The organism is Sulfitobacter sp. L-8, assembly GCF_056859255.1.
The window spans coordinates 299,799-321,071 of record NZ_JBSXOD010000056.1 but is presented as its reverse complement, the minus strand read 5'-3'; the positions used below and the strand labels follow the sequence as shown (position 1 = coordinate 321,071).

Below are 21,273 nucleotides of genomic sequence, written 5' to 3'. Positions count from 1 at the left end.
AAACCCTAATTGATAATCACAGGGACCGTTTGCATGCTGACCAAAAAACAACTCGATCTGCTGGCTTTCATTCATAAACGCGTTCAGCGTGATGGTGTCCCCCCCAGTTTTGACGAGATGAAGGAAGCATTGGATCTGCGATCAAAATCCGGGATTCACCGGCTTATTACCGCCCTGGAGGAGCGCGGGTTCATCCGCCGATTGGCGCATCGGGCTCGGGCTATCGAAGTGGTGAAACTTCCCGATTCACTGGGCGGGCATTCCGAAGCAGGCTTTACGCCGCGGGTGATTGATGGCGACCGCCCCGACGCGCCCCCGCCTCTCTCTGCCGCCCCGGTGTCCGCTGCATCTTATGAACTGCCTGTGATGGGGCGGATCGCTGCGGGTGTGCCGATTGAAGCGATAAGCACGATGACCCGATCGGTCGCCGTTCCAGGGGATATGATCAGCGGCAAGGGCGAACATTACGCGCTTGAGGTCAAAGGCGATTCGATGATCGATGCGGGGATCAATGACGGTGACGTTGTGGTGATCCGCGAAACGTCAGTCGCCCAGGATGGCGAAATCGTCGTGGCATTGGTCGACGATCACGAAGCGACGCTTAAGCGGTTCAAGCGGCATGGATCCTCCATCGCGCTCGAAGCTGCCAACTCGGCCTACGAAACACGGGTGTTTCCATCGGACAAGGTCAAGGTCCAGGGACGTTTGGTTGGCTTGATTCGGACCTACTGAACCTCGGCATCCGGCCAATTGGTCCATAGTCGTGTGCCCGTCATCTGACGGGCAGTGCGCATGCCTATACCGTCATTTGCCACAAATAGCGCGACGGCTCCGGTGGTACCCAGCCGCCTGGGGTCGAAAAGATCGCAGTCGCCTGTCGGGGGCGTTTCCACGACGGTTGACGTGACAACGATCTGACCCTCATGACAGGCTGTGAACCGGGCCAAGGCACGTTTTCCTGACAGATGAATGATCTCTTTCCCCGCCAGCAGACCCCGATTAGACCAACCTGCTGCCGCTTGCGCTTGATCGGAACTGTCCCCATCGTTTTCCAACCAGTTAAGCGCGATGAACCCTGCCCCTTTCGGTTTGCTTAACACGCGCCCTTCGGGTGACATCAATCCGACGATACCGCCATTGTCTGCAATCAGCAAAGCCGGTCGCTCGGCCTCTTGCCACAGGAAGAACCCCGCCACGACCATGCCCAACCCCGCATAGCGCAGTTTTCCCTGCCAGAGCAGCAGCCAAAGAAACCCCATCGCGAGCAGAGGCAGAACCCACGGGCCGGGGGCTTTTACGCGGCTCTGAGAACCATCGATCTGTGCAATGAATTCGGCGACCCCCAAAATCCAGCGCAGGCCCAGTCCCATAACCCAAAACGCCAGATGATCGAGCCCCAAGGGGGCCAGGCCAAGCGCCGCCACCGCTGCCGGCATCACCATCAATCCCATCAAGGGTACCGACAAAAGATTCGCGACCAAGCCGTAATGAGCGATCGTATTGAAATGTGCCGCGCCGACAGGCGCAGTGAACACCCCGGCCACCGCCGATGACAGGAAAGTCGCAGTGACCGGTGCCAGCCATCCTGGCCCAAGCGTCCGGCCAGCATTGCGTAGCCATCCGAACACGGCAACCAATGCTGTCGTCGCTGCAAATGACATCTGAAAACCGGGGCCGGTCAATGCTTCGGGGCGCAACGTCAACACGATGATAGCAGCGATCGCCACTGCACGCAGGGTCAGCGCTCTGCGTCCGATCACCAACGCGCCCAGTGCGACCAGCACCATGATGAAGGCTCTCTCTGTCGCGACATTGCCCCCTGACAGCGCCAGGTAAACTCCGGCTGCCCCCATGGCACCTATCGCAGCTATACTGCGGGTCGGCCAATGCAAGGCGACCCAGGGAACCAGACAGAGTGCCGTGCGTAGCGTGCCGAACACCACTGCGCTGAGAAGGCCCATATGCAGCCCTGATATGGCCAGAAGGTGCGCCAGGTTGCTGGCGCGAAGGTTGCTGAGTCCGGCTTGGCTCATTGCGCTGCGGTCGCCGGTGGTGATGGCCGTCGCAAACCCACCGACATCGCCCGGCAAAACCGATTGAATTCTTGCGGAAGCCGCCATACGCAGGCGAAATATCGCAAGACCGGCGTGCCCCGCCGACGCAGGCGCTGCGCCTAGTACCGGGTTGCGTGTATAGCCCACAGCCCCCAGTCCGGCAAACCAGGCGTAGCGTTGAAAATCAAAGCCGCCCGGCTCGACCGGCCCGCTGGGAGGGGACAGATGCCCTGTGGTCATCACCCGCAACCCGGGCGCGGCTGCGATACTGTGGCTTTGGTCGCCATGAAGTGAAATCCGTACCTTGTTTGGCGTATGCTCGGGTGCCACACGGGCCAGAACCACACGGTCCAACGTCAGACGCAAGGCGTCGGACTGACTGCGATCAATGGCCACAACGCGGCCGTCAATGGGTCCGTAATAGCGCCAACCCAGCACCGGTGCCGCAACCGAGTGAGCGCGCCAGGCTGCGACATTAAACCCTACCAGCACAAGCGCGACAGCTACGATCAAGGGCGAAGCGGCCTCCGGGATAAATCGTGATGCAAGACCAGCGCAAAAAGCGAATGCCGCAGCGCCAAGGAGCTGCATGTTTGAAGGTTCAGCCCCCAGGGCAAAATACGACCCGATGCCGACGGCCAGACATACCGGCACCCAACCCACAAGGTGGCCACGCTGCTGTTGCATCATCTGCGCAAGGCCAAGCCTCAGGCCCATACTTGCCCCCGATCATCGCACTGGATAGATAGTGGGTGACGCTATCCCAACGCTGGTTAGCAAAAGATAAACGGCACATCGTTTCGCGCGTTAGCCGACATTCCCGTTGAAAGGACCAACAGATTTATGACATCGCCTGTCGTCACCCGTTTCGCCCCATCACCGACCGGCTATCTGCACATTGGTGGCGCACGCACAGCGCTTTTCAACTGGCTTTACGCGCGGGGGCGCGGCGGGAAATTCCTTGTCAGGATCGAGGATACCGACCGGCTGCGCCACACACCCGAGGCGACCGACGCGATTCTGAAAGGCATGGCCTGGTTGGGGCTGGACCATGACGGAGATATCGTCAGCCAGTTTGACAACGCGCCGCGCCACGCCGAGGTCGCGCTTGAACTGCTTGCGTCAGGGAAAGCCTATAAATGCTTCGCGACCCAAGACGAGATCGCCGCGTTTCGTGATGCGGCCAAGGCCGAGGGACGCAGCACGCTGTACCGTTCGCCCTGGCGTGATGCGCCCCCGCACACCCATCCGGATGCGCCGTATGCGGTGCGGATCAAAGCACCGCTGACGGGCGATACCGTTATTCGGGATCAGGTACAGGGTGACGTAAAAATAAGCAATGAACAGCTTGATGACATGGTTTTGCTCCGGTCCGATGGCACACCGGTTTATATGTTGGCCGTCGTTGTCGATGACCATGACATGGGGGTGACCCATGTGATCAGGGGGGATGACCACCTGAATAACGCGGCAAGACAGATGATGATCTATGATGCAATGGGATGGGATGTGCCGACATGGGCGCACATCCCCCTTATTCACGGATCTGACGGCAAGAAGCTTTCCAAGCGCCATGGAGCCTTGGGCGCTCAGGAATATCAGGCGATGGGCTATCCGGCAGCGGGCATGCGCAATTATCTTGCCCGCTTGGGATGGAGCCATGGCGATGATGAATTCTTTACCGACGCGCAGGCGCAGGAGTGGTTCGACCTTGATGGAATTCGCAAGAGCCCGGCACAATTCGATCTGAAGAAGCTCGAGAATATTTGCGGACAGCATATGGCGATCAGCAATGATGCCGCATTGCGGCACGAAATCGAGCAATATCTGGATGCGGCGGATCTTCCACCTCTGACAAAAGATCAGGGCGACGGTCTGGAAAGGGCAATGTATTGCCTCAAGGATCGTGCGAAAACATTTCCCGATCTTCTTGAAAAAGCACAGTTTATCCTATCCAGCAGACCGATTGTGCCCGACGAGAAGGCTGCTCGGAATCTTGATAATGTATCCCGTAGTATACTGACAGAATTGACGTCGCAGTTGCAGAATGCTACGTGGGACAGAGAAACGCTGGAAGAGGCGCTGAACGGCTTTGCCGCAGACCATGACACCAAATTTGGCAAATTGGCGGGGCCGCTGCGTGCAGCGTTGGCTGGACGGGCAGCAACCCCATCGGTTTTTGACATGATGCTGGTGCTAGGGCGCGAAGAAAGCCTTGCTAGGCTGAACGATGCAGCTATCTGAATTATGCTTCGGCACATTTACAGATAGCGCAACAAACACACGGCATGGACCAATTCAGGGCCATGCCAGACGGCGGCAGACTGCACGCCGCATATGACAGGAAGGGACTTCATGGCCGAAAGTACAAAATCCGCAACGTTGACCATTGACGGCAAGAGCTTTGAGTTGCCTATCTATTCGCCGACGGTTGGCCCGGAAGTGGTAGACATCCGCAAGCTGTATGCCCAAGCCAATGTTTTTACATATGACCCCGGCTTTACATCAACTGCGGCATGCGACAGCACAATTACCTTCATCGACGGTGACGAAGGTGTCTTGCTGCACCGCGGCTACCCGATTGAGCAACTGGCAGGCAAATCGCATTATCTAGAGGTCTGCTATCTGCTTTTGTATGGTGAACTGCCGTCGCCCACCCAGTTGGAAGAGTTTGAAGCTCTGGTCACCAACCATACCATGATCCACGAACAGATGATTAATTTCTTCCGTGGTTTCCGCCGTGACGCACATCCGATGGCCATCATGGTTGGCGTCGTCGGTGCGATGTCTGCATTTTATCACGACAGCACCGATATCAACGATGCACACCAACGCGAGGTCGCGACGATCCGTCTGATCGCCAAGATGCCTACGATCGCTGCGATGGCATATAAGTACACCATCGGTCAGCCATTCATCTATCCGCGCAACGATGTCGATTATGCGGGTAACTTCCTGCGCATGTGTTTTGCCGTACCCGCCGAGGAATACGTCGTCGACCCGATCCTGAGCCGCGCGATGGACCGGATCTTCACGCTTCACGCCGATCACGAACAAAACGCATCGACATCTACGGTACGCCTTGCATCTTCGTCCGGTGCCAACCCCTTCGCCTGTATCGCTGCTGGGATCGCCTGCCTTTGGGGTCCGGCGCATGGTGGTGCAAACCAGGCCTGCCTTGAGATGCTCAAGGAAATCGGAACGCCTGATCGTATTCCGGAATTCATCGCCCGTGCAAAAGACAAGAACGACCCGTTCCGTCTGATGGGCTTCGGTCACCGCGTGTACAAGAATTTCGACCCGCGCGCGACCGTGATGAAGGAAAGCGCAGACGAAGTGCTCGAGCTGTTGGGCGTCGAAAACAACCCCGTGCTGCAAGTCGCGAAAGAGCTCGAGAAACAAGCCCTGCAAGACCCGTATTTTGCGGACAAGAAGCTGTTCCCGAATGTTGATTTCTATTCGGGTATCATCTTGGAAGCCATGGGTTTCCCCACGTCGATGTTTACACCGATCTTCGCGCTGGCGCGGACGGTCGGCTGGATTTCGCAATGGAAAGAGCAAATCAGCGATCCGCAGCTGAAAATCGGGCGCCCGCGTCAATTGTATCTCGGCGAGACCAGCCGCGACTACGTCGATATTGAAAACCGCTGATCGCCAGATCGCAACGGAACGCCTCGCGATTATGCGGGGCGTTTCTTTTTGCAAGCCGTGCTAAAGTGCTTGCGCAGGCGTCAGGCCACCTTCCCCAAGGCGGTGTGGCAAAGAATCATTTGTGACGGGGCACCGTCATCAAAAGCCCCTTTGATCAGCCACTGTTTCGTGGTTCGGTTTCCAAAAATCCCGCCCAGCGGTGTGACCTTGGGGAAATTACAATAATGTTTCCACTTGCTCTACAATGTTGCAAAAACATTGACGCCCCCTGATTAAAAAGCCCAAATATTTCACTAGTTACTGTGAATGGTGCCACTGGCCAAAGCCTGCGCCTTTTATCGACTGAGCAAGGAGATTACCGTGATGGCTACACGAGATACCAGCCTGGAATGGGAAACTGCGACCAGCCTTGCATCTGAACATGCCCGGGAACAGATTTCTCCGATGGGGTCTTTGGTCCACGATTCACGGCGCAACTGTGACCAGGTGGCGGTCGTTTACAACAAGGGAGAGACTCCGCCCCACATCACCGTGACACAAATTTCGCGGTCAGTGCACACCGTCCACGCCGACGGCGTCGCAGTTGCCATCGTTGCGGGTGCGTCGCGACCGACGCTGGAACCGGCTGACGTGCTTTTGATTGAACGTTCCGTCTGACGAAACATCTAACGCCCTTCGAAACGGGCGGGGCGCTTTTGCATAAAGGCCATTACCCCTTCCTTGAAATCTCGTGTCTGGCCGCTTTTTCCCTGCTCGCGGGCTTCCAGCGTCAGTTGATCCTCCAGGCTGTTGCCCCAGCTTGCACGGATGGCGTGTTTGGTCGCGGCGTAAGCCGCTGTGGGGCCCATAGCCAGATGCATCGCGCGGTCGCGCCAATGGGTGGCAAAGGTATCGTCGGGAACCGCCTCCCAAATCATCCCCCATTCATCGGCTTTGCGGGCGCTGATCTTGTCGGCGAACAGAGCCGCACCCATTGCCTTTGCCGCGCCCATTTGCCGTGGCAGCATATAGGTGCCTCCAGCATCAGGAATAAGCCCTATGCGAGCAAACGCCTGAAGAAAGTACGCTTTCTCGGAAGCGATAACGACGTCGGTGGCCAACGCAAGATTCGCACCGGCACCGGCGGCTGCACCATTTACCGCAGCAATGGTCGGCACGGGGCAATTGACAATGGCCCTCAGCATCGGGGCGTATTCATCCCGAAGCGTCCGTTCGAGGTTCATCGCACCCGCCGAACCGCTGTCACCCAGATCCTGGCCTGAACAAAATGCCGACCCCGCCCCTGTAACCACGACGCAGCGCGCCAGCTTTGCCCCTTGGGTAAAAGCATGTTCTATTTCCGCGCGCATCTGCGTGGTCAAGGCATTCATCTGTTCGGGGCGGTTCAAGGTAACAACCGCCAATCCATCCGCGACATCAAAGATGAGAGTTTGGTAATCCATCATGCAGGTCCGTTTCAGCTAGGTTTTGCCGCAGTCTAGACGAGCCGCTGGTCAGGGCCAGTGAAACCGCGCGTTACCCGTTCAGAATTTTATCTAAACGGGTTTGCTCTTCAGCGCTCAGAGGCGTTTGGTCTGGCGTTTTCGCATGAGCTTGTCCCCGCACATAGAGCAGGCTTGCACCCCCTGCCAGCAGCAGCATCAAAGGCCCTGCCCCCCACAGCAACCAGGTTGATCCGGTCGCTGGCGGACTCAGCAGCACATATTCACCGTAACGGTCCACGATATATCCCACGGCTTGGGTATCGCTGTCGCCGGCCACCAGACGTTCGCGCAACAGGATGCGCAAATCACGCGCAAGGCTGGCGTTGCTCTCATCAATGCTTTCGTTGCGGCAAACAAGGCACCTGAGGCCCTTGGAGAGGTCTCGTGCGCGTTGTTCAAGCACCGGGTCAGACAGGATTTCGTCAGGCTGTACCGCCCAAGCCGGCGTAACCAGCAACATCAACGCAAGAACCAGCCCCCTCATTCTGCCGGCACCGCACGAGAGGGTTTCGCCGCCCCTGCGGCCACGCGATAGCGACGGTCGGTCAGGCTCATCAAACCGCCGAGCGCCATAAGCGCGCAACCGATCCATATCCAGTTCGTCAGTGGTTTGATGTAGGTGCGTACCACCCATCCACCAGCATCTTGTTCGTCGCCAATCACCACATAGACATCCCGCGCCAGATTATAATCGATCGCTGCCTCGGTCGTTGGCATCTGAGCCACCGGATAAAACCGTTTCTCCGGCCGCAGCTGAGAGATCTCTTTTCCATCCTCAAAAAGCGTGACACTGCCGATTGTGGTCATGTAATTGGGCCCCTGTTGACGGGTCACATCATCCAGCTGGATCGTATAGCGCCCCACGTCGTAGGATTCACCCAGTTTGACCGCGCGAATATCGTCGGTGTTCCACGCGGTGATCCCCGCGACACCTACCATGGTGATACCAAGCCCTGCGTGGGCCAGCATCTTACCCCAATCGGCGCGAGGCAGACGTGTCAGCCGACCAAGCCGATCTTTGCCCCGACCGGTCCGCCCCCAAAGATCCATAACCGCGCCCATGACGACCCAGCTTCCCAGAAACAGCCCCATCGGCCCAAGCAGGCTACGCCCGCTTTGAACGGCATAGGCCAATCCACCCAAAGCGATTGCCAGCACGAATACATAGCGGAGCGGCTTTAGGGACCGCGCGATCGACGCACGTTTCCACGGCATCGCCGACCCCACCGGCAGAAGCAGCCCCAAAAGCACCATGAAGGGCGTAAATGCCGCATTAAAGAACGGCGGGCCGACACTTAATTTGCGTTCAAAGAACATCTCGGCCAGCAGGGGCCACATCGTACCTGTGAACACCACGAAACAAGCCACGGCCAGCAGGACGTTATTCACCAACAGCGCTGATTCCCGACTGACCATGCTGAATACACCCTTTGCTTCGAGCACGCTTGCGCGAAAGGCGAACAACACCAATGCACCGCCGGTGAAAAACGTCAGGATCATCAAGATAAACACCCCCCGTTCGGGGTCATTGGCAAACGCGTGCACAGATGTCAGCAGCCCCGAGCGCACGATAAACGTTCCGATCAGCGAAAAGCCGAAGGCAAGGATCGCCAACAGGATTGTCCAGCTTTTCAGGCTTTCGCGTTTTTCAACAACGATAGCCGAATGAAGCAGCGCAGCGGCAAGCAGCCAAGGCATGAACGACGCATTTTCAACAGGGTCCCAGAACCAGAAACCACCCCAGCCCAGTTCATAGTAGGCCCACCATGAGCCGAGCGAGATACCAATCGTAAGGAATATCCAGGCTGCCAGCGTCCATGGGCGCACCCAGCGACCCCATGCGGCGTCGACACGGCCTTCTATCAAGGCGGCAACCGCAAAGCTGAACGTCATCGACAGACCGACATAGCCCAAGTACAAAAATGGCGGATGAAAAGCCAGCCCCGGGTCTTGCAGAAGCGGGTTCAGGTCCTGACCGTCAAACGGCGGCGTGGCCAGACGCAAAAACGGGTTCGAGGTGAACAAAATGAAGGCATAGAATGCCACGCCTATCGTCGCTTGTACCGCTAACACGCGGGCTCGTAATGTTTCGGGCAGATTGCCCCCAAACCACGCCGCCATCGCACCGAAAAGCGACACGATCAGCACCCACAGCAACATCGAGCCTTCGTGATTACCCCAGGTTCCGCTGATCTTGTACAGCATCGGCTTGAGCGAGTGGCTATTGAGAACCACGACGCGCAGCGAGAAATCAGAGGTCACGAAGGCCCACATCAACGCGCCAAAGGCCAAAGCGGTCAACACAAACTGTGCCCCTGCCGCTGGTTCGGCGACGGCCATCCAGCCCGGCCAACGTTTATAGGCACCGATCATGGGCACGACCATTTGAATAATGGCTACACCGAAGGCGAGGATGAGGGCGAAGTGTCCGAGCTCTGTAATCATGGCGCGATCATAGGTGGCGTTTGAAAACTTTCCATGCCCTTTTACACATTAATCACGTTCTTGTGCGTAACAAAGCGTCGCAGGTCTGCTGCCGTGCCACCTGCGTCAGAGGGCGGCTTTGCGCCAGTCCTCGAGCGCCGGGTTCGCAGACGGTTGACCCCCTGACGGGCGCAGCGGCGCGTCATGTTCGATAGCAGCACTGTCCTGAACATCAAGGCGCATAGCTTGAATGCTCTGGATCGTTTGCGCGACCTGCGGGGCATTCGCAATTGTGCGGGCAATAGAGCGTTGGAATTCTTGTGTTTTTATCTGGTGGCGCGCTCCGAAATAAAACGAAACCACCACCCCTAACAGCCACCAAAGCGGTTCGGGAACAAGCGATACTCCCTGCATCCGGGATGCAAACCAGATCGGGTCTATCATTGCTGCAACGAACATTCCCAGCGTGCCAAGCGCCAAGGCAGGGCGCGGCAAGCGGTTCAACCCGTCCATGAAGCGGTCAAATCGACCTCTGGATGCTGTCCCGTATTCCGAGGCGTATTGAGTCATTGCCTGATTCTGCGCAGAGGCCGCACGTTGCGCGCCCGCTTCGGTATTCTCGCGGAAAACTTCAACCGTGTCGCGCACGATGTTTCCGCCGCCACCAAACACCAGCCCCAAGATTTTTTCAATCATCCCCATGCTGCGATCCTCTTTTGAAATTCTACTTGGCTTAGATGGTATTTCGGTGTGATGAATTCTTCTGCTCGTCTGATCCAGCCGCCCTTTTGGCCGCTTCTGGTCCGGGCATATTTTCGGCTGGGCGGGCGTCCGTCGGCGAGATTGAAATAATAATTCCGCCTGGCGATGCCATACGCATCCACCATCTGTGCAGGTGCTTTTTCGTAAGCGGTAACCGCCGCCGCTAGTGACTTCGGCCCCAGCACCCCGTCGACGGCCAGCTCGAACCCCATCTGACCCAATAATCGCTGCAGGATCTTTACCGCGTTCGATCCCGCATTCACATACATATCGAAAACGCTGGGTTGCAACGCCAAGGGCAAACCAGAGATCGAGGGTCGATCGAAATAATGTTCGATAAAAATCTCGATGGCTTGGTCGCGTGTGACGCTCTGAACGTCACGCAAATCGACCTTGCCGTCTTTATTCAGGTCCAGCCCTAGTCGGCGCAATGTGTGGATGGTGACGCCAAAGTTCGTTGCCCCTCCGGGGTCATCAGGGTCATTTACAAAGCCCCCCTCGCGGGCGACGATTGATTTAGCAATATCTTGGACGGTCTGCATACCAAGGCCCCTTACGCTGTTATCTGGCGTAGAACTTGGGGCCTATATGGTTAACACAAACCGATCGGTGCGGTCGCATCACCCCTCGGGGGCGACATACACACCTTGCGCCTTCAGAGCGTCCACGACCTCTTTTGGCATATAGGTTTCGTCGTGTTTAGCAAGTATTTCAGTGGCTTCAAAGGTACCGTTGATGTAACGCCCCGTGCCGATCATGCCTTGTTTTTCTTCAAACAGATCCGGAAGAACGCCGGTATAGACCACCGGTACGACGGCACCCCCATCGGTTACGGAAAACCGTATCGTCTTGCCGTCGCTGCGCACCAGCGACCCCTCTTCGACCAACCCGCCAATGCGAAATACCTCGCCGGGCCCCGGAGGCTCTGCGATCACCTGGCTAGGCGCGCGGAAGAAATTGATGCCGTCGCGCATGGCATATCCGATCAGTGCCGTAGACAGCACCAACGCCACGACGGCTACACCGATAATCTGGATGCGACGCTGCTTTTTAAGACTTTTCATGCAACCTCAAGGGAAAAGCGGAGCCATCATCAGCCCCTCGGTTTCGTCGAGACCTAACATCAGATTAGCATTTTGCAACGCCTGCCCGCTAGACCCTTTTGTCAAATTGTCCAATGCGGCGACTACAATGGTCCGGCCCTCGATACGGTCGGCCACAACGCCGATGTGGCAGAAATTGGACCCGCGAATATGGCGCGTACTGGGGGTTTCGCCCAAAGGTAGTAACTCGATGAACGGCTCAGCCTCATATGCGGTCTTGAAGGTGTCATGGATAATCTGCGCATCGCCTTTGACATACACGGTCGCCAGGATACCACGGTTCGCCGGAATAAGGTGTGGCGTGAACTGCACTTTCACGGGCCGCCCGGCAATTGCCGAAAATTCTTGATCGAATTCACCAAGATGCCGGTGCGTTCCGCCGACCGAATAAGGATGATAGCCTTCGGACAATTCTGCATGCAGCAGATTTTCTTTCAGCGACCGTCCCGCACCGGAAACAGCGCATTTAAGATCCAGGATGATGTCATCAAGGTCAATCACCGCCTTTTCGATCAAGGGACGCAGCGCAAACTGACCTGTGGCTGCATTACATCCCGTTCCCGCCACCAGACGCGCCTGCTTGATCTCGGACCGATAGAATTCTGTCAGCCCGTATACCGCTTCTTTTTGCTGTTCGACGGCGGCATGTTTGTTGCCATACCACTTTGTATAGGCCTCGGGGTCACGCAGCCGAAAATCCGCAGACAGATCGACGACCTTCAAATCTTTTGGCAAGCCGGCAATGACCTCTTGGCTTGTTTTGTGCGGTAACGCGCAAAAGCACAGGTCGATGTCGGCAAAGTCGATCTCTTCGATTGTGACAAGGGCGGGCAAATCCAGATGACGCAAATGCGGAAACACGTCGGCCATCTGTTGGCCGGCCTTTGAATTGGCGGCCAAAGCCTTGATCTGCATGTTGGGATGGTTCGCGATCAACCGGATCAACTCCGCCCCTGTGTATCCAGAGGCACCAAGTATGGCGATGTTATGTGTCATGTCGGGTTCCGTTCGGAATAACTGGTGTAAAGATTAGGCGGCCTGAAAGGTAAGCGGTCGTCGCAAGAATTGTGTGGCGCGGCTACTGACCTTCTTGGGATCGCCAGTCGTCAGAAATGCAGCCTCTCCGCCGCCCAACATCTTGGGATGCCGTTGTAAATAATCGCTCAGACTATGGGCGACCAAGTTGGCTTGGCTGAACACCTTCACATCTGCCCCAAGCGCATCCTGGAAGGTTTCCTGCATCAGCGGATAGTGTGTGCAGCCCAGAATCGCGGCTTCCGGGTGCGGCATCTTGCGTTTTAGCGCGTCCACATGGCTGCGCACCAACGCTTCCGCGAGGATAAAGTCCCCGTCCTCGATGGCGTCGACGACACCGCCACAGGCCTGCGCTTCGACATCCACACCGATCGCCCGAAACGCCAGTTCGCGTTGAAAAGCGCGGCTGGCCACAGTTGCCGGGGTCGCGAACAAAGCCACGTGCTTAAGGTCGACCTCTCGGGGGGGTGAATTGTCGCCCCACTGCCGTTCGGTCATGGCTTCGATCAATGGCACGAACACACCCAGAACGCGCTTGTCAGAGGGTACCCAGTTTTCCTGCATCCGGCGCAATGCTGCCGCCGATGCGGTATTGCACGCCAGGATCACCAGATCGCACCCGGCATCGAACAACCGCTGCGTCGCGGCGACGGTCAGGTTATAGATGTCGTCCGCGTTTCGCACACCATAAGGCGCATGTGCGCTGTCAGCCAGATACACGAAATCGACCTCGGGCAACTGCGTCTGTACAGCATCCCATACGGTCAGCCCACCTAGTCCTGAATCAAAAATACCAACTGCCATGTCACCTTGCCGTCACCTGTCGGCATGATGCCGAGCTAGAACTCCAACCCCAAACCGAATGATTTTGTGGGCCTTGGTGACAACTCATACGTGGCTTTGCGTAGGAAATCCATCATCGCTTTTGGCTCTTTTATCAGCGGGTTCAGCACATTCCTGCCGATCGGTTCGCCAATGACGACACGCACAGGCTTGTCGACCCGTTTTCTGAACTGCTGGACAAGTAGACCCATGCGCAACGTATGGTTAAGATGGCTGGCGATCTGGAACAACCGGCTCGTATGTCCGTCAAAATAGACCGGAATGACCACTGCTTGTGATCTAGCGATCATCCTTGCGGTAAAGCCATGCCAACTCGGGTCCATGGGTTCGGAAAACGGGCGGGCCGCCGTGCTTACCGTGCCACCGGGAAATACGCCGATTGCACCGCCCTGCGTAAGATAATCCAGCGCCGTCCTGCGGGTATCCAGGTTCATCGCCAGCGCCGGCTTGTCGCCATCAAAACTGATCGGCAACAACTTGTCACTCAGCTCCGGCACCTTGTTGAAAACGGAATGGGCCATAATTTTGAAATTATCGCGTCTGTGCGACAAAATCCGACCCATCATCAAACCGTCCAGTATACCGTATGGATGGTTTGCTATCATGATAACAGGGCCCCTGCGTGGTATGTGGGTCAGACTTCCGGCGTCAACCTGCAATGACAAACCATAGCGGCGCGCCATCACTTCGAAAAAGCCCTGCCCCTGTGCCACCTCGGCTTCATAGCCGACCGCCCTTTTTATCAGCTTTTGACGGCCCGTACTATTTTCCATCAACCGGATAATCGACCTGCCATACCGGGACTTTGAAGTATCGGCATAGCTTAGGTCCCGCGCGGTTTGGCAACCTGAATACGACAAAGCAGTTTCCTTCATGGGCGGTTGTTCACCACACGCCTTACCGTACTTTCATGAAACAGGCGTGACATATCCCATCACTCTGCCGCTTTTGCGGTATGTGACCCTCCTGCCCGGATCGTCGCCAAAAGCTCTTCGCGACGCTTTGCGGCCTTTGCCTCGTTGGCCTGCTTTACCGGGCCAAACCCGCGGATCTGCAAGGGGAGTTCAGCCAAAGCAATGATCGCATCGCGGGTTGCGTCCGTAAGCCGGGGCAATACTTCCTTCATATCCGCCTCGTATTGGCGGATCAAAGACCTCTCCATTTTCCGCTCACTCGTATGGCCGAACGGGTCAAACGGCGTTCCTCGCAGGAATTTCATGCGCGAAAGCATACCCAGCGGTCTTTCCAGCCACTCTCCGAAGGTCCGTTTGACGGGCCGTCCGTCGGAACCGGTTTTCGACAGAACCGGTGGCGCAAGGTTGAACGTCATTTTGGGATTGCCATCGAATTCCTGCGCAACTTTTTCACGGGTCGATTTGAGCAAGCGGGCGACCTCGTATTCATCCTTGTAAGACAACAGCTTGTGGTATCCTAAGGCGACGGCTTCGCGCAGACGGGCGTCTTCGATGCTATCGACTAGCACGCCATAGCGCTTGGCCAGCCCCTTGCCCTGATACGCAATCAGGTGTTTTTTACGATAATCTATCTTGTCCTCAAGTGATTTCGGCATCTTGATGATGTTAGGGCACAACAGATTGGCAGCTTCCTTGGGAAACAACACCGCCCAGCGACCCAGTTCAAACGCGCGCAGATTACGTTCTACCGCCGCACCGTTCAATTTTATGGCCTCTTGCAGGCTGTCCAAAGACAGCGGCACCAATCCCCGTTGCCAGGCAGCGCCAAAGATCATCATGTTGGAATAAATTGAATCGCCCAAGGTCGCCTTGGCAAGATCGGACGCGTCGAACAAGGCCACGTCCTCCTTGAGCCGGGCTTCCAAAGCCAAGGTCAGCCTGTCGTAGGGCATCTGGAATTCTGTATTGCGAGTAAAATCGCCGGTGATGATCTGATGCGAGTTCACCACAGCGCCGGTACGCCCAGCGCGGGTCAAACCAAGGGTTTTGGTACCCGCCGAAACGACCAGATCGCCGCCGATCAAGGCGTCGGCCTCACCGGTGGCAACACGAATGGCGCTGATATCTTCGGGACGATTGGCAATGCGGCAATGGATATGCACCGCACCGCCTTTTTGGGCAAGCCCGGCCATTTCCATCATCCCTGCGCCTTTACCGTCAAGCTGTGCAGCCTGAGCCAGTACAGCGCCGATGGTGACAACACCCGTCCCGCCTACACCGGTAATGATCACGTTATGCGTCCCGTGGATTACGGGCAGAACCGGATAGGGAAGCTCCGGAATTTTAACTTCGGTCGTCGGGTCCTTGCGGATCTTAGCCCCTTCCAACGTCACAAAAGACGGGCAAAACCCTTTGACGCAGGAATAATCCTTGTTGCACGACGATTGATCAATCGCACGTTTGCGCCCTAGTTCGGTATCTGCGGGCACAATCGAAACACAGTTTGATTGCACACCACAGTCGCCACAGCCTTCGCAGACATCGGTGTTGATAAACACCCGCTTATCAGGGTCCGGAAACTGTCCCCGTTTGCGGCGGCGTCGTTTTTCGGCGGCGCAGGTCTGGATGTAGACAATAGCGCTGACGCCTTTGTGCTGGGTAAAATTGTTCTGAACCGATTGCAGTTCAGCCCTTTCATACAATGGAACGCCATCAAACGCATTCTTGTCGACGTCCTCTTTTTCGTCGTAGACCACGGCGATGTTCCCGACGCCCATCGCCTTTAGCTCTGCAACTATTCGCGGCGCGTCCAGATCGCCTTCGTTGTGCTGACCACCTGTCATGGCGACCGCATCGTTATAGAGAATCTTATAGGTGATGTTGGTCCGCGCTGCCACCGCGGCCCGGATCGCCTGAATGCCCGAATGGTTATAGGTACCGTCGCCAAGGTTCTGAAACACATGATCGCGCTTTGAAAAATGCGATTCGCCGATCCAGTTGGCCCCTTCACCTCCCATATGGGTGTAACCGGTGGTCTCCCGGTCCATCCATTGCACCATATAGTGACATCCGATGCCCGCATAGGCACGGCTGCCTTCGGGTAGTTTGGTGGACGAATTATGCGGACAGCCGGAACAGAAATACGGGGTGCGCGCGGCGATATCCTCTGCGTTATCGGCACGGCGTGCGGTATCAAGCGATTCCATTCCCGCCTTGATACCATCGGTGTTCCGGCCTTCCTCGATGAGGATACCGCCCAGCTTTTCGGCGATCCAGATAGGGTCTAATGCCGCACGGGTCGGGAACAGCTCTTCACCATGTTCAAGCCCGGCACCGCCGCCCTTGTGCCAGCCGTACACGCGGCGATGGGTGTCTGAAAACAACGCTTCCTTAATCTGTATTTCGATAAGCTTGCGCTTTTCTTCCACGACGACGACCAGATCCAGACCCTCTGCCCAAGCGTGGAAGCCTCTCATGTCCAGCGGGAAGGTCTGCCCTACTTTGTAAAGGGTGATCCCTAGCCGTTCGGCCTCGTTTTCATCAATGTTAAGCAGGCTCATCGCGTGGATCAGATCAAGCCAGTTCTTACCGGCAGCCACGAAACCGATCTTCGCACCGGGTTTACCCCACATGCGTTTATCCATCTTGTTAGCGTGGCTATATTCTTCGGCCGCGAAGCGCTTGTGGTCGATCATCCGCGCCTCTTGGAGGTGGGGGGTGTCTATCAGCCTAATATTCAACCCGCCTTCAGGCATATCGTATGTCGGCGTGACCAACCGCATCCGATGCGGGTCACCATCGACCACCGATGTCGCTTCAACGGTATCCTTCATAGTCTTCAAGCCGACCCACAGACCCGAGAACCGCGACAGCCCCCAGCCGTAGATGCCGTAATCCATGATCTCCTGAACACCCGCCGGACTGACGATCGGCATATAAGCGTCCATCATTGCCCATTCGGACTGATGCAAGACCGTAGAGGATTCGCCGGTATGGTCATCCCCCATTGCCATCAACACACCACCGTGCGCCGACGATCCGGCCATGTTGGCATGGCGCATCACGTCACCCGACCGGTCCACTCCGGGGCCCTTGCCGTACCACAAGCCAAATACACCGTCATATTTGCCTTCGCCGCGCAATTCAGCCTGCTGCGTGCCCCAAAGCGCGGTTGCGGCAAGATCTTCATTCAGCCCGGCTTCGAAAATCACGTCATATGCGGCCAGAGATTTGGCTGCCCGTTCCATCTGCAAATCGACCGCACCAAGAGGCGACCCGCGATAACCAGTCACGTATCCGGCCGTGTTCAACCCCGCTGCGCGATCACGGGCTTTTTGCATCATCATCATTCGAACCAACGCCTGCGTGCCGTTCAACAGCACCGGAGACTTCTCAAGGTCAAAGCGATCATTCAGTGAAATCTTCTGCGTACCCATGGCGCGTCCTCCCGTACGAGCAATCAATAGCGATAGGGTAATACTAGGTCACAAAAGCTGACCTGTCTAGCGTTGTGTATCAGCCCTTGCCCAAGATAGTTCAGAAATAAGGCTTCAATGGTTGCGAGCAATACAAGAGCGCCTATTTAATGCGGCTAAACGTGACGTAGACTTGTTTTTGGTCAATAATAAGCGCAGACACGGTTGTTCGTGCGAAATGCGCCACAGCGGGAAAAGGTGGTCCTCATGGATTGGGACAAGCTCAGAATATTTCATGCGGTCGCAGACGCCGGCAGCCTGACCCATGCTGGTGACAAGCTGAACCTGTCGCAATCGGCGGTGAGCCGGCAGATCCGCGGCCTTGAAGAACAGCTGAACACCAATCTTTTCCACCGCCATGCCCGCGGTTTGATCCTGACTGAGCAGGGCGAGCTGTTGTTCGATGCCACTGTCGCGATGACCAAGCGGCTCGATACAGCTGCGGCGCGTATTCGCGACAGCGAAGAAGAGGTCTTTGGCGAACTCCGTGTCACGACGACGACGGGGTTTGGCACGCTTTGGCTCGCTCCGCGATTGACAAAACTGTACGAGAAATACCCCGACCTCAGGGTGGACCTGATGCTGGAGGAACGCGTGCTGGACCTGCCGATGCGCGAGGCTGATGTCGCGATCCGCATGAAAGAACCATCACAGGCTGATCTGGTCCGCAAAAAATTGATGATGATCAAGATGTGTATGTATGCGTCACCGGCCTACCTGGCGGCCAACGGTACACCGCAACGGCTTGAGGACATGTCCGAACACCGGTTGATCTGCCAAAATACCGACAGCAACCAAGTCAATGCCGGGTTACAGCTGGTTCAACAACTGATGATGTACGATGTCCGGTCGATGCTGACGGTCAACAATTATTTCGGAGTGCTCCAGGCTGTCATCAATAACCTGGGGATCGGGGTGCTCCCGGATTACCTGATTCAGGACTTTCCGGAAATGGTACAGGTGCTGCCCGACACCGAATCTGCCGACGTGCCGGTCTTTCTTGCCTATCCCGAAGAATTGCGCGCATCGAAACGGGTCGCAGCGTTCAAGGATTTTGTCCAAGACGAGATTATCACCCATCGAAAACTGCTGCGCGAGAAGGCAAACCTTTGAGCTATGCGAAATGCGCATAGCGGGCATGCTCATTTTATTCAATTCCTGTCTTGATCCGTGCACAACTGCCACCTAATTGAGCTTTATGAAGACGGACGCCTCACGGCTGTCTCTTCATACCTCCCTGTTGGACTTGGCCGAGCCTCGCGCTCGGCCTTTTTTTTGACTGGATGGCCTGTTTCCCTTTGGCCTTTTCCCCGCGCCGCGCTTGATCTAAGAGTACGCCCAAATTGCTAGGGAAATATGTGCATCATGACCGAACCAGCCATCACCCAAGATTTGATCTCCAGCCATGGAATAAACGCGGACGAGTATCAGCGGATACTTGATATCATCGGGCGCGAGCCAAGCTTTACCGAGCTGGGCATTTTTTCGGCCATGTGGAACGAGCACTGCTCTTACAAGTCCTCCAAGAAATGGTTGCGCAGTTTGCCGACCACCGGCCCGCAAGTCATCTGCGGCCCCGGGGAAAACGCAGGTATCGTGGATATCGGCGACGGTCAGGCGCTGGTCTTCAAGATGGAAAGCCACAACCACCCATCATATATCGAACCCTATCAGGGTGCCGCGACCGGGGTAGGCGGTATCTTGCGCGACGTATTCACCATGGGTGCCCGTCCTATCGCGGCGATGAACTCGCTCAGCTTCGGGTCCCCCGACCACCGCAAGACCCGACAGCTTGTTCATGGCGTCGTGTCAGGTGTGGGGGGCTACGGCAATTGCTTCGGGGTGCCCACGGTTGGCGGCGAAGTCCGGTTTGATACCGCCTATGACGGCAACTGCCTTGTGAACGCGTTTGCTGCCGGCTTGGCCGATACGGACAAGATTTTTTATTCGGCGGCGTCGGGCGTGGGTATGCCCGTGGTGTACCTGGGTGCAAAAACCGGTCGGGACGGTGTGGGTGGTGCGACGATGGCATCCGCCGAATTCGACGACACCATCGAAGACAAGCGCCCCACCGTTCAGGTGGGTGATCCCTTTACTGAAAAACGCCTGATGGAAGCGACGCTAGAGCTTATGGCGACAGGTGCTGTGATCTCGATCCAGGATATGGGCGCTGCGGGGCTGACGTGCTCTGCGGTGGAAATGGGCGACAAGGGCAATCTCGGCGTCAGGCTTGATCTTGAAAAGGTGCCGACACGCGAACACGCCATGACCGCATACGAGATGATGCTGTCGGAATCCCAGGAACGCATGCTGATGGTCTTGCGCCCGGAACTTGAAGCCCAGGCCAAGGCCGTCTTCGATAAATGGGACCTAGACTTTGCTATCGTCGGTGAAACCATTGCCGAAGACCGGTTCCTGATCATGCATAACGGCGAGCTTAAAGCCGACCTGCCTCTCAAGGCTTTGTCTGGCAACGCTCCGGAATATGATCGCCCCTGGATCGAAACCCCCGCGGCCACGCCACTGTCCGATGTACCTGGCATTGACCCGATCGATGGGCTTAACGCGCTGATATCCAGCCCCAACTACGCATCAAAAGCGTGGGTATACGAGCAATATGACACCATGGTGATGGGCGACAGCGCCCGGACCCCTGGTCTGGGGTCGGGCATCGTGCGAATTCACGGGACCGACAAAGCCGTGGCCTTCACGTCCGACGTGACGCCGCGCTATGTGAAGGCCAACCCCTATGAGGGCGGCAAGCAAGCGGTGGCCGAAGCTTACCGCAACCTGTGCGCCGTAGGCGCCCTGCCCTTGGCCACGACCGACAACCTGAATTTCGGCAACCCCGAAAAACCCGAGATCATGGGGCAGTTCGTCGGGGCGCTTCGGGGCATCGGCGAAGCGGTCGCAGCGCTGGACATGCCGATCGTGTCCGGCAACGTTTCGCTTTACAATGAAACCGACGGTGTCGGCATTCTCCCTACCCCCACTATCGGTGCCGTAGGTCTGCTGACACATACCGACCAGATCATCGGCAAAGAAGTACGCGAAGGGCATGTGGCGCTGGTTCTGGGCACAACCGAGGGTCATCTGGGCCAATCCGCCCTGCTGCTGGAGGTATTCGGTCGTCGCGATGGCGACGCGCCTCATGTAGATCTGGCGCTGGAGAAGGCACACGGAACCTTTATCCGCGAAAACCGCGAGTTGATCAAAGCCTGCACCGACCTGTCGGATGGCGGCCTTGCGCTCGCCGCCTTTGAACTGGCCGAAGAGGCCGGGGTTGGCGTGACCCTCGATTCCGGAGACACCCAGACGTTGTTCGGCGAGGATCAGGCACGCTATCTGATCGCATGCAACTTCGATCAAGCCGAAGCGTTGATGGTCAACGCACAAAATGCAGGTCTGCATCTGGAATCTGTCGGAAAATTTGGCGGGGATCAGATCAGCTTTGGTGGCGTCAAAGCGCCGTTGGCGGAAATGTCTGCCACGTATCGCGGTGCTTTCGAAAAAACCTTTGCTTGAGG

General features: G+C 56.8%; 17 protein-coding genes. 6 read left to right on the top strand and 11 right to left on the bottom strand.

Annotated features, from left to right (window positions below; all coding sequences use genetic code 11):
* Window positions 1-33: 33 nt before the first annotated feature.
* Window positions 34-732, top strand: a complete 699-nt coding sequence (gene lexA / locus AC13DE_RS18240; RefSeq protein ID WP_446295769.1) for a transcriptional repressor LexA — start codon at window positions 34-36, stop codon at window positions 730-732.
* On the opposite strand, the gene AC13DE_RS18235 is transcribed toward lexA, so the two are convergent.
* Window positions 726-2,771, bottom strand: coding sequence for a ComEC/Rec2 family competence protein (locus AC13DE_RS18235; RefSeq protein ID WP_483048633.1), 2,046 nt, complete (start codon window positions 2,769-2,771; stop codon window positions 726-728). The two genes, lexA and AC13DE_RS18235, sit on opposite strands and share 7 nt — an antisense overlap.
* A 126-nt stretch (window positions 2,772-2,897) precedes the next feature.
* Between AC13DE_RS18235 and gltX the strand changes: the two genes are divergently transcribed.
* The 3 genes from gltX (at window position 2,898) to AC13DE_RS18220 (ending at window position 6,362) form a co-directional block, all read left to right on the top strand.
* Window positions 2,898-4,298: a glutamate--tRNA ligase gene (gene gltX / locus AC13DE_RS18230; RefSeq protein WP_483048632.1), complete on the top strand. Its 1,401-nt coding sequence runs from the start codon at window positions 2,898-2,900 to the stop codon at window positions 4,296-4,298.
* 111 nt (window positions 4,299-4,409) lie between these two features.
* On the top strand, window positions 4,410-5,705 hold the full coding sequence (gltA, locus tag AC13DE_RS18225; RefSeq protein ID WP_446306401.1) for a citrate synthase: 1,296 nt from the start codon (window positions 4,410-4,412) through the stop codon (window positions 5,703-5,705).
* 363 nt (window positions 5,706-6,068) lie between these two features.
* Window positions 6,069-6,362: a hypothetical protein gene (locus AC13DE_RS18220; protein ID WP_446297207.1), complete on the top strand. Its 294-nt coding sequence runs from the start codon at window positions 6,069-6,071 to the stop codon at window positions 6,360-6,362.
* Window positions 6,363-6,370: 8 nt separating this feature from the next.
* Here AC13DE_RS18220 and AC13DE_RS18215 read toward each other — a convergent pair whose 3' ends face one another.
* The 10 genes from AC13DE_RS18215 to AC13DE_RS18170 form a co-directional block, all read right to left on the bottom strand.
* Window positions 6,371-7,147: an enoyl-CoA hydratase-related protein gene (locus AC13DE_RS18215; RefSeq protein WP_446313004.1), complete on the bottom strand. Its 777-nt coding sequence runs from the start codon at window positions 7,145-7,147 to the stop codon at window positions 6,371-6,373.
* A gap of 73 nt (window positions 7,148-7,220) precedes the next feature.
* The gene (locus tag AC13DE_RS18210) at window positions 7,221-7,673 is read right to left on the bottom strand and encodes a cytochrome c-type biogenesis protein (protein ID WP_483048631.1); all 453 of its coding nucleotides are present in this window, start codon (window positions 7,671-7,673) and stop codon (window positions 7,221-7,223) included.
* Window positions 7,670-9,634 (bottom strand): heme lyase CcmF/NrfE family subunit, encoded by a 1,965-nt coding sequence (locus tag AC13DE_RS18205; RefSeq protein ID WP_446297209.1) that lies wholly within the window; start codon window positions 9,632-9,634, stop codon window positions 7,670-7,672. The genes AC13DE_RS18210 and AC13DE_RS18205 overlap by 4 nt, the downstream gene beginning before the upstream one ends.
* 105 nt (window positions 9,635-9,739) lie before the next feature.
* Window positions 9,740-10,315 carry a holin family protein gene (locus tag AC13DE_RS18200; protein WP_483048630.1) on the bottom strand — a complete coding sequence of 192 codons (576 nt, stop codon included), beginning with the start codon at window positions 10,313-10,315 and terminating at the stop codon, window positions 9,740-9,742.
* Window positions 10,306-10,917, bottom strand: coding sequence for a holin-associated N-acetylmuramidase (locus tag AC13DE_RS18195; protein WP_483048629.1), 612 nt, complete (start codon window positions 10,915-10,917; stop codon window positions 10,306-10,308). Before AC13DE_RS18195 ends, AC13DE_RS18200 begins: the two co-directional genes overlap by 10 nt.
* A 78-nt stretch (window positions 10,918-10,995) precedes the next feature.
* Window positions 10,996-11,439 carry a cytochrome c maturation protein CcmE gene (gene ccmE, locus AC13DE_RS18190; protein WP_446297212.1) on the bottom strand — a complete coding sequence of 148 codons (444 nt, stop codon included), beginning with the start codon at window positions 11,437-11,439 and terminating at the stop codon, window positions 10,996-10,998.
* Window positions 11,440-11,445: 6 nt separating this feature from the next.
* Complete coding sequence (gene argC, locus AC13DE_RS18185) at window positions 11,446-12,474, bottom strand: N-acetyl-gamma-glutamyl-phosphate reductase (RefSeq protein WP_483048628.1); 1,029 nt, start codon at window positions 12,472-12,474, stop codon at window positions 11,446-11,448.
* A gap of 33 nt (window positions 12,475-12,507) precedes the next feature.
* A complete protein-coding gene (gene murI, locus AC13DE_RS18180; protein WP_446312997.1) occupies window positions 12,508-13,317 on the bottom strand; it encodes a glutamate racemase in 810 nt (269 codons plus the stop codon).
* Between the two features lie 35 nt (window positions 13,318-13,352).
* Window positions 13,353-14,216, bottom strand: coding sequence for a lysophospholipid acyltransferase family protein (locus AC13DE_RS18175; protein WP_483048627.1), 864 nt, complete (start codon window positions 14,214-14,216; stop codon window positions 13,353-13,355).
* Between the two features lie 74 nt (window positions 14,217-14,290).
* Window positions 14,291-17,707 carry an indolepyruvate ferredoxin oxidoreductase family protein gene (locus tag AC13DE_RS18170; protein WP_483048626.1) on the bottom strand — a complete coding sequence of 1,139 codons (3,417 nt, stop codon included), beginning with the start codon at window positions 17,705-17,707 and terminating at the stop codon, window positions 14,291-14,293.
* A 246-nt stretch (window positions 17,708-17,953) separates the two neighbouring features.
* Between AC13DE_RS18170 and AC13DE_RS18165 the strand changes: the two genes are divergently transcribed.
* On the top strand, window positions 17,954-18,859 hold the full coding sequence (locus AC13DE_RS18165) for a LysR family transcriptional regulator (RefSeq protein ID WP_446297217.1): 906 nt from the start codon (window positions 17,954-17,956) through the stop codon (window positions 18,857-18,859).
* A gap of 252 nt (window positions 18,860-19,111) precedes the next feature.
* The gene (gene purL, locus AC13DE_RS18160; protein ID WP_483048625.1) at window positions 19,112-21,271 is read left to right on the top strand and encodes a phosphoribosylformylglycinamidine synthase subunit PurL; all 2,160 of its coding nucleotides are present in this window, start codon (window positions 19,112-19,114) and stop codon (window positions 21,269-21,271) included.
* Window positions 21,272-21,273: the final 2 nt, after the last annotated feature.

Bases quoted from the DNA above. Each gene is read 5' to 3' on its own strand.
- AC13DE_RS18220 (WP_446297207.1), top strand. From the start codon at position 6,069: ATGGCTACACGAGATACCAGCCTGGAATGGGAAACTGCGACCAGCCTT.
- AC13DE_RS18165 (WP_446297217.1), top strand. From the start codon at position 17,954: ATGGATTGGGACAAGCTCAGAATATTTCATGCGGTCGCAGACGCCGGC.
- AC13DE_RS18195 (WP_483048629.1), bottom strand. From the start codon at position 10,917: ATGCAGACCGTCCAAGATATTGCTAAATCAATCGTCGCCCGCGAGGGG.
- AC13DE_RS18215 (WP_446313004.1), bottom strand. From the start codon at position 7,147: ATGGATTACCAAACTCTCATCTTTGATGTCGCGGATGGATTGGCGGTT.
- ccmE (WP_446297212.1), bottom strand. From the start codon at position 11,439: ATGAAAAGTCTTAAAAAGCAGCGTCGCATCCAGATTATCGGTGTAGCC.
- gltX (WP_483048632.1), top strand. From the start codon at position 2,898: ATGACATCGCCTGTCGTCACCCGTTTCGCCCCATCACCGACCGGCTAT.
- AC13DE_RS18235 (WP_483048633.1), bottom strand. From the start codon at position 2,771: ATGGGCCTGAGGCTTGGCCTTGCGCAGATGATGCAACAGCAGCGTGGC.
- lexA (WP_446295769.1), top strand. From the start codon at position 34: ATGCTGACCAAAAAACAACTCGATCTGCTGGCTTTCATTCATAAACGC.
- argC (WP_483048628.1), bottom strand. From the start codon at position 12,474: ATGACACATAACATCGCCATACTTGGTGCCTCTGGATACACAGGGGCG.
- AC13DE_RS18205 (WP_446297209.1), bottom strand. From the start codon at position 9,634: ATGATTACAGAGCTCGGACACTTCGCCCTCATCCTCGCCTTCGGTGTA.
- AC13DE_RS18200 (WP_483048630.1), bottom strand. From the start codon at position 10,315: ATGGGGATGATTGAAAAAATCTTGGGGCTGGTGTTTGGTGGCGGCGGA.
- gltA (WP_446306401.1), top strand. From the start codon at position 4,410: ATGGCCGAAAGTACAAAATCCGCAACGTTGACCATTGACGGCAAGAGC.
- murI (WP_446312997.1), bottom strand. From the start codon at position 13,317: ATGGCAGTTGGTATTTTTGATTCAGGACTAGGTGGGCTGACCGTATGG.
- purL (WP_483048625.1), top strand. From the start codon at position 19,112: ATGACCGAACCAGCCATCACCCAAGATTTGATCTCCAGCCATGGAATA.
- AC13DE_RS18210 (WP_483048631.1), bottom strand. From the start codon at position 7,673: ATGAGGGGGCTGGTTCTTGCGTTGATGTTGCTGGTTACGCCGGCTTGG.
- AC13DE_RS18170 (WP_483048626.1), bottom strand. From the start codon at position 17,707: ATGGGTACGCAGAAGATTTCACTGAATGATCGCTTTGACCTTGAGAAG.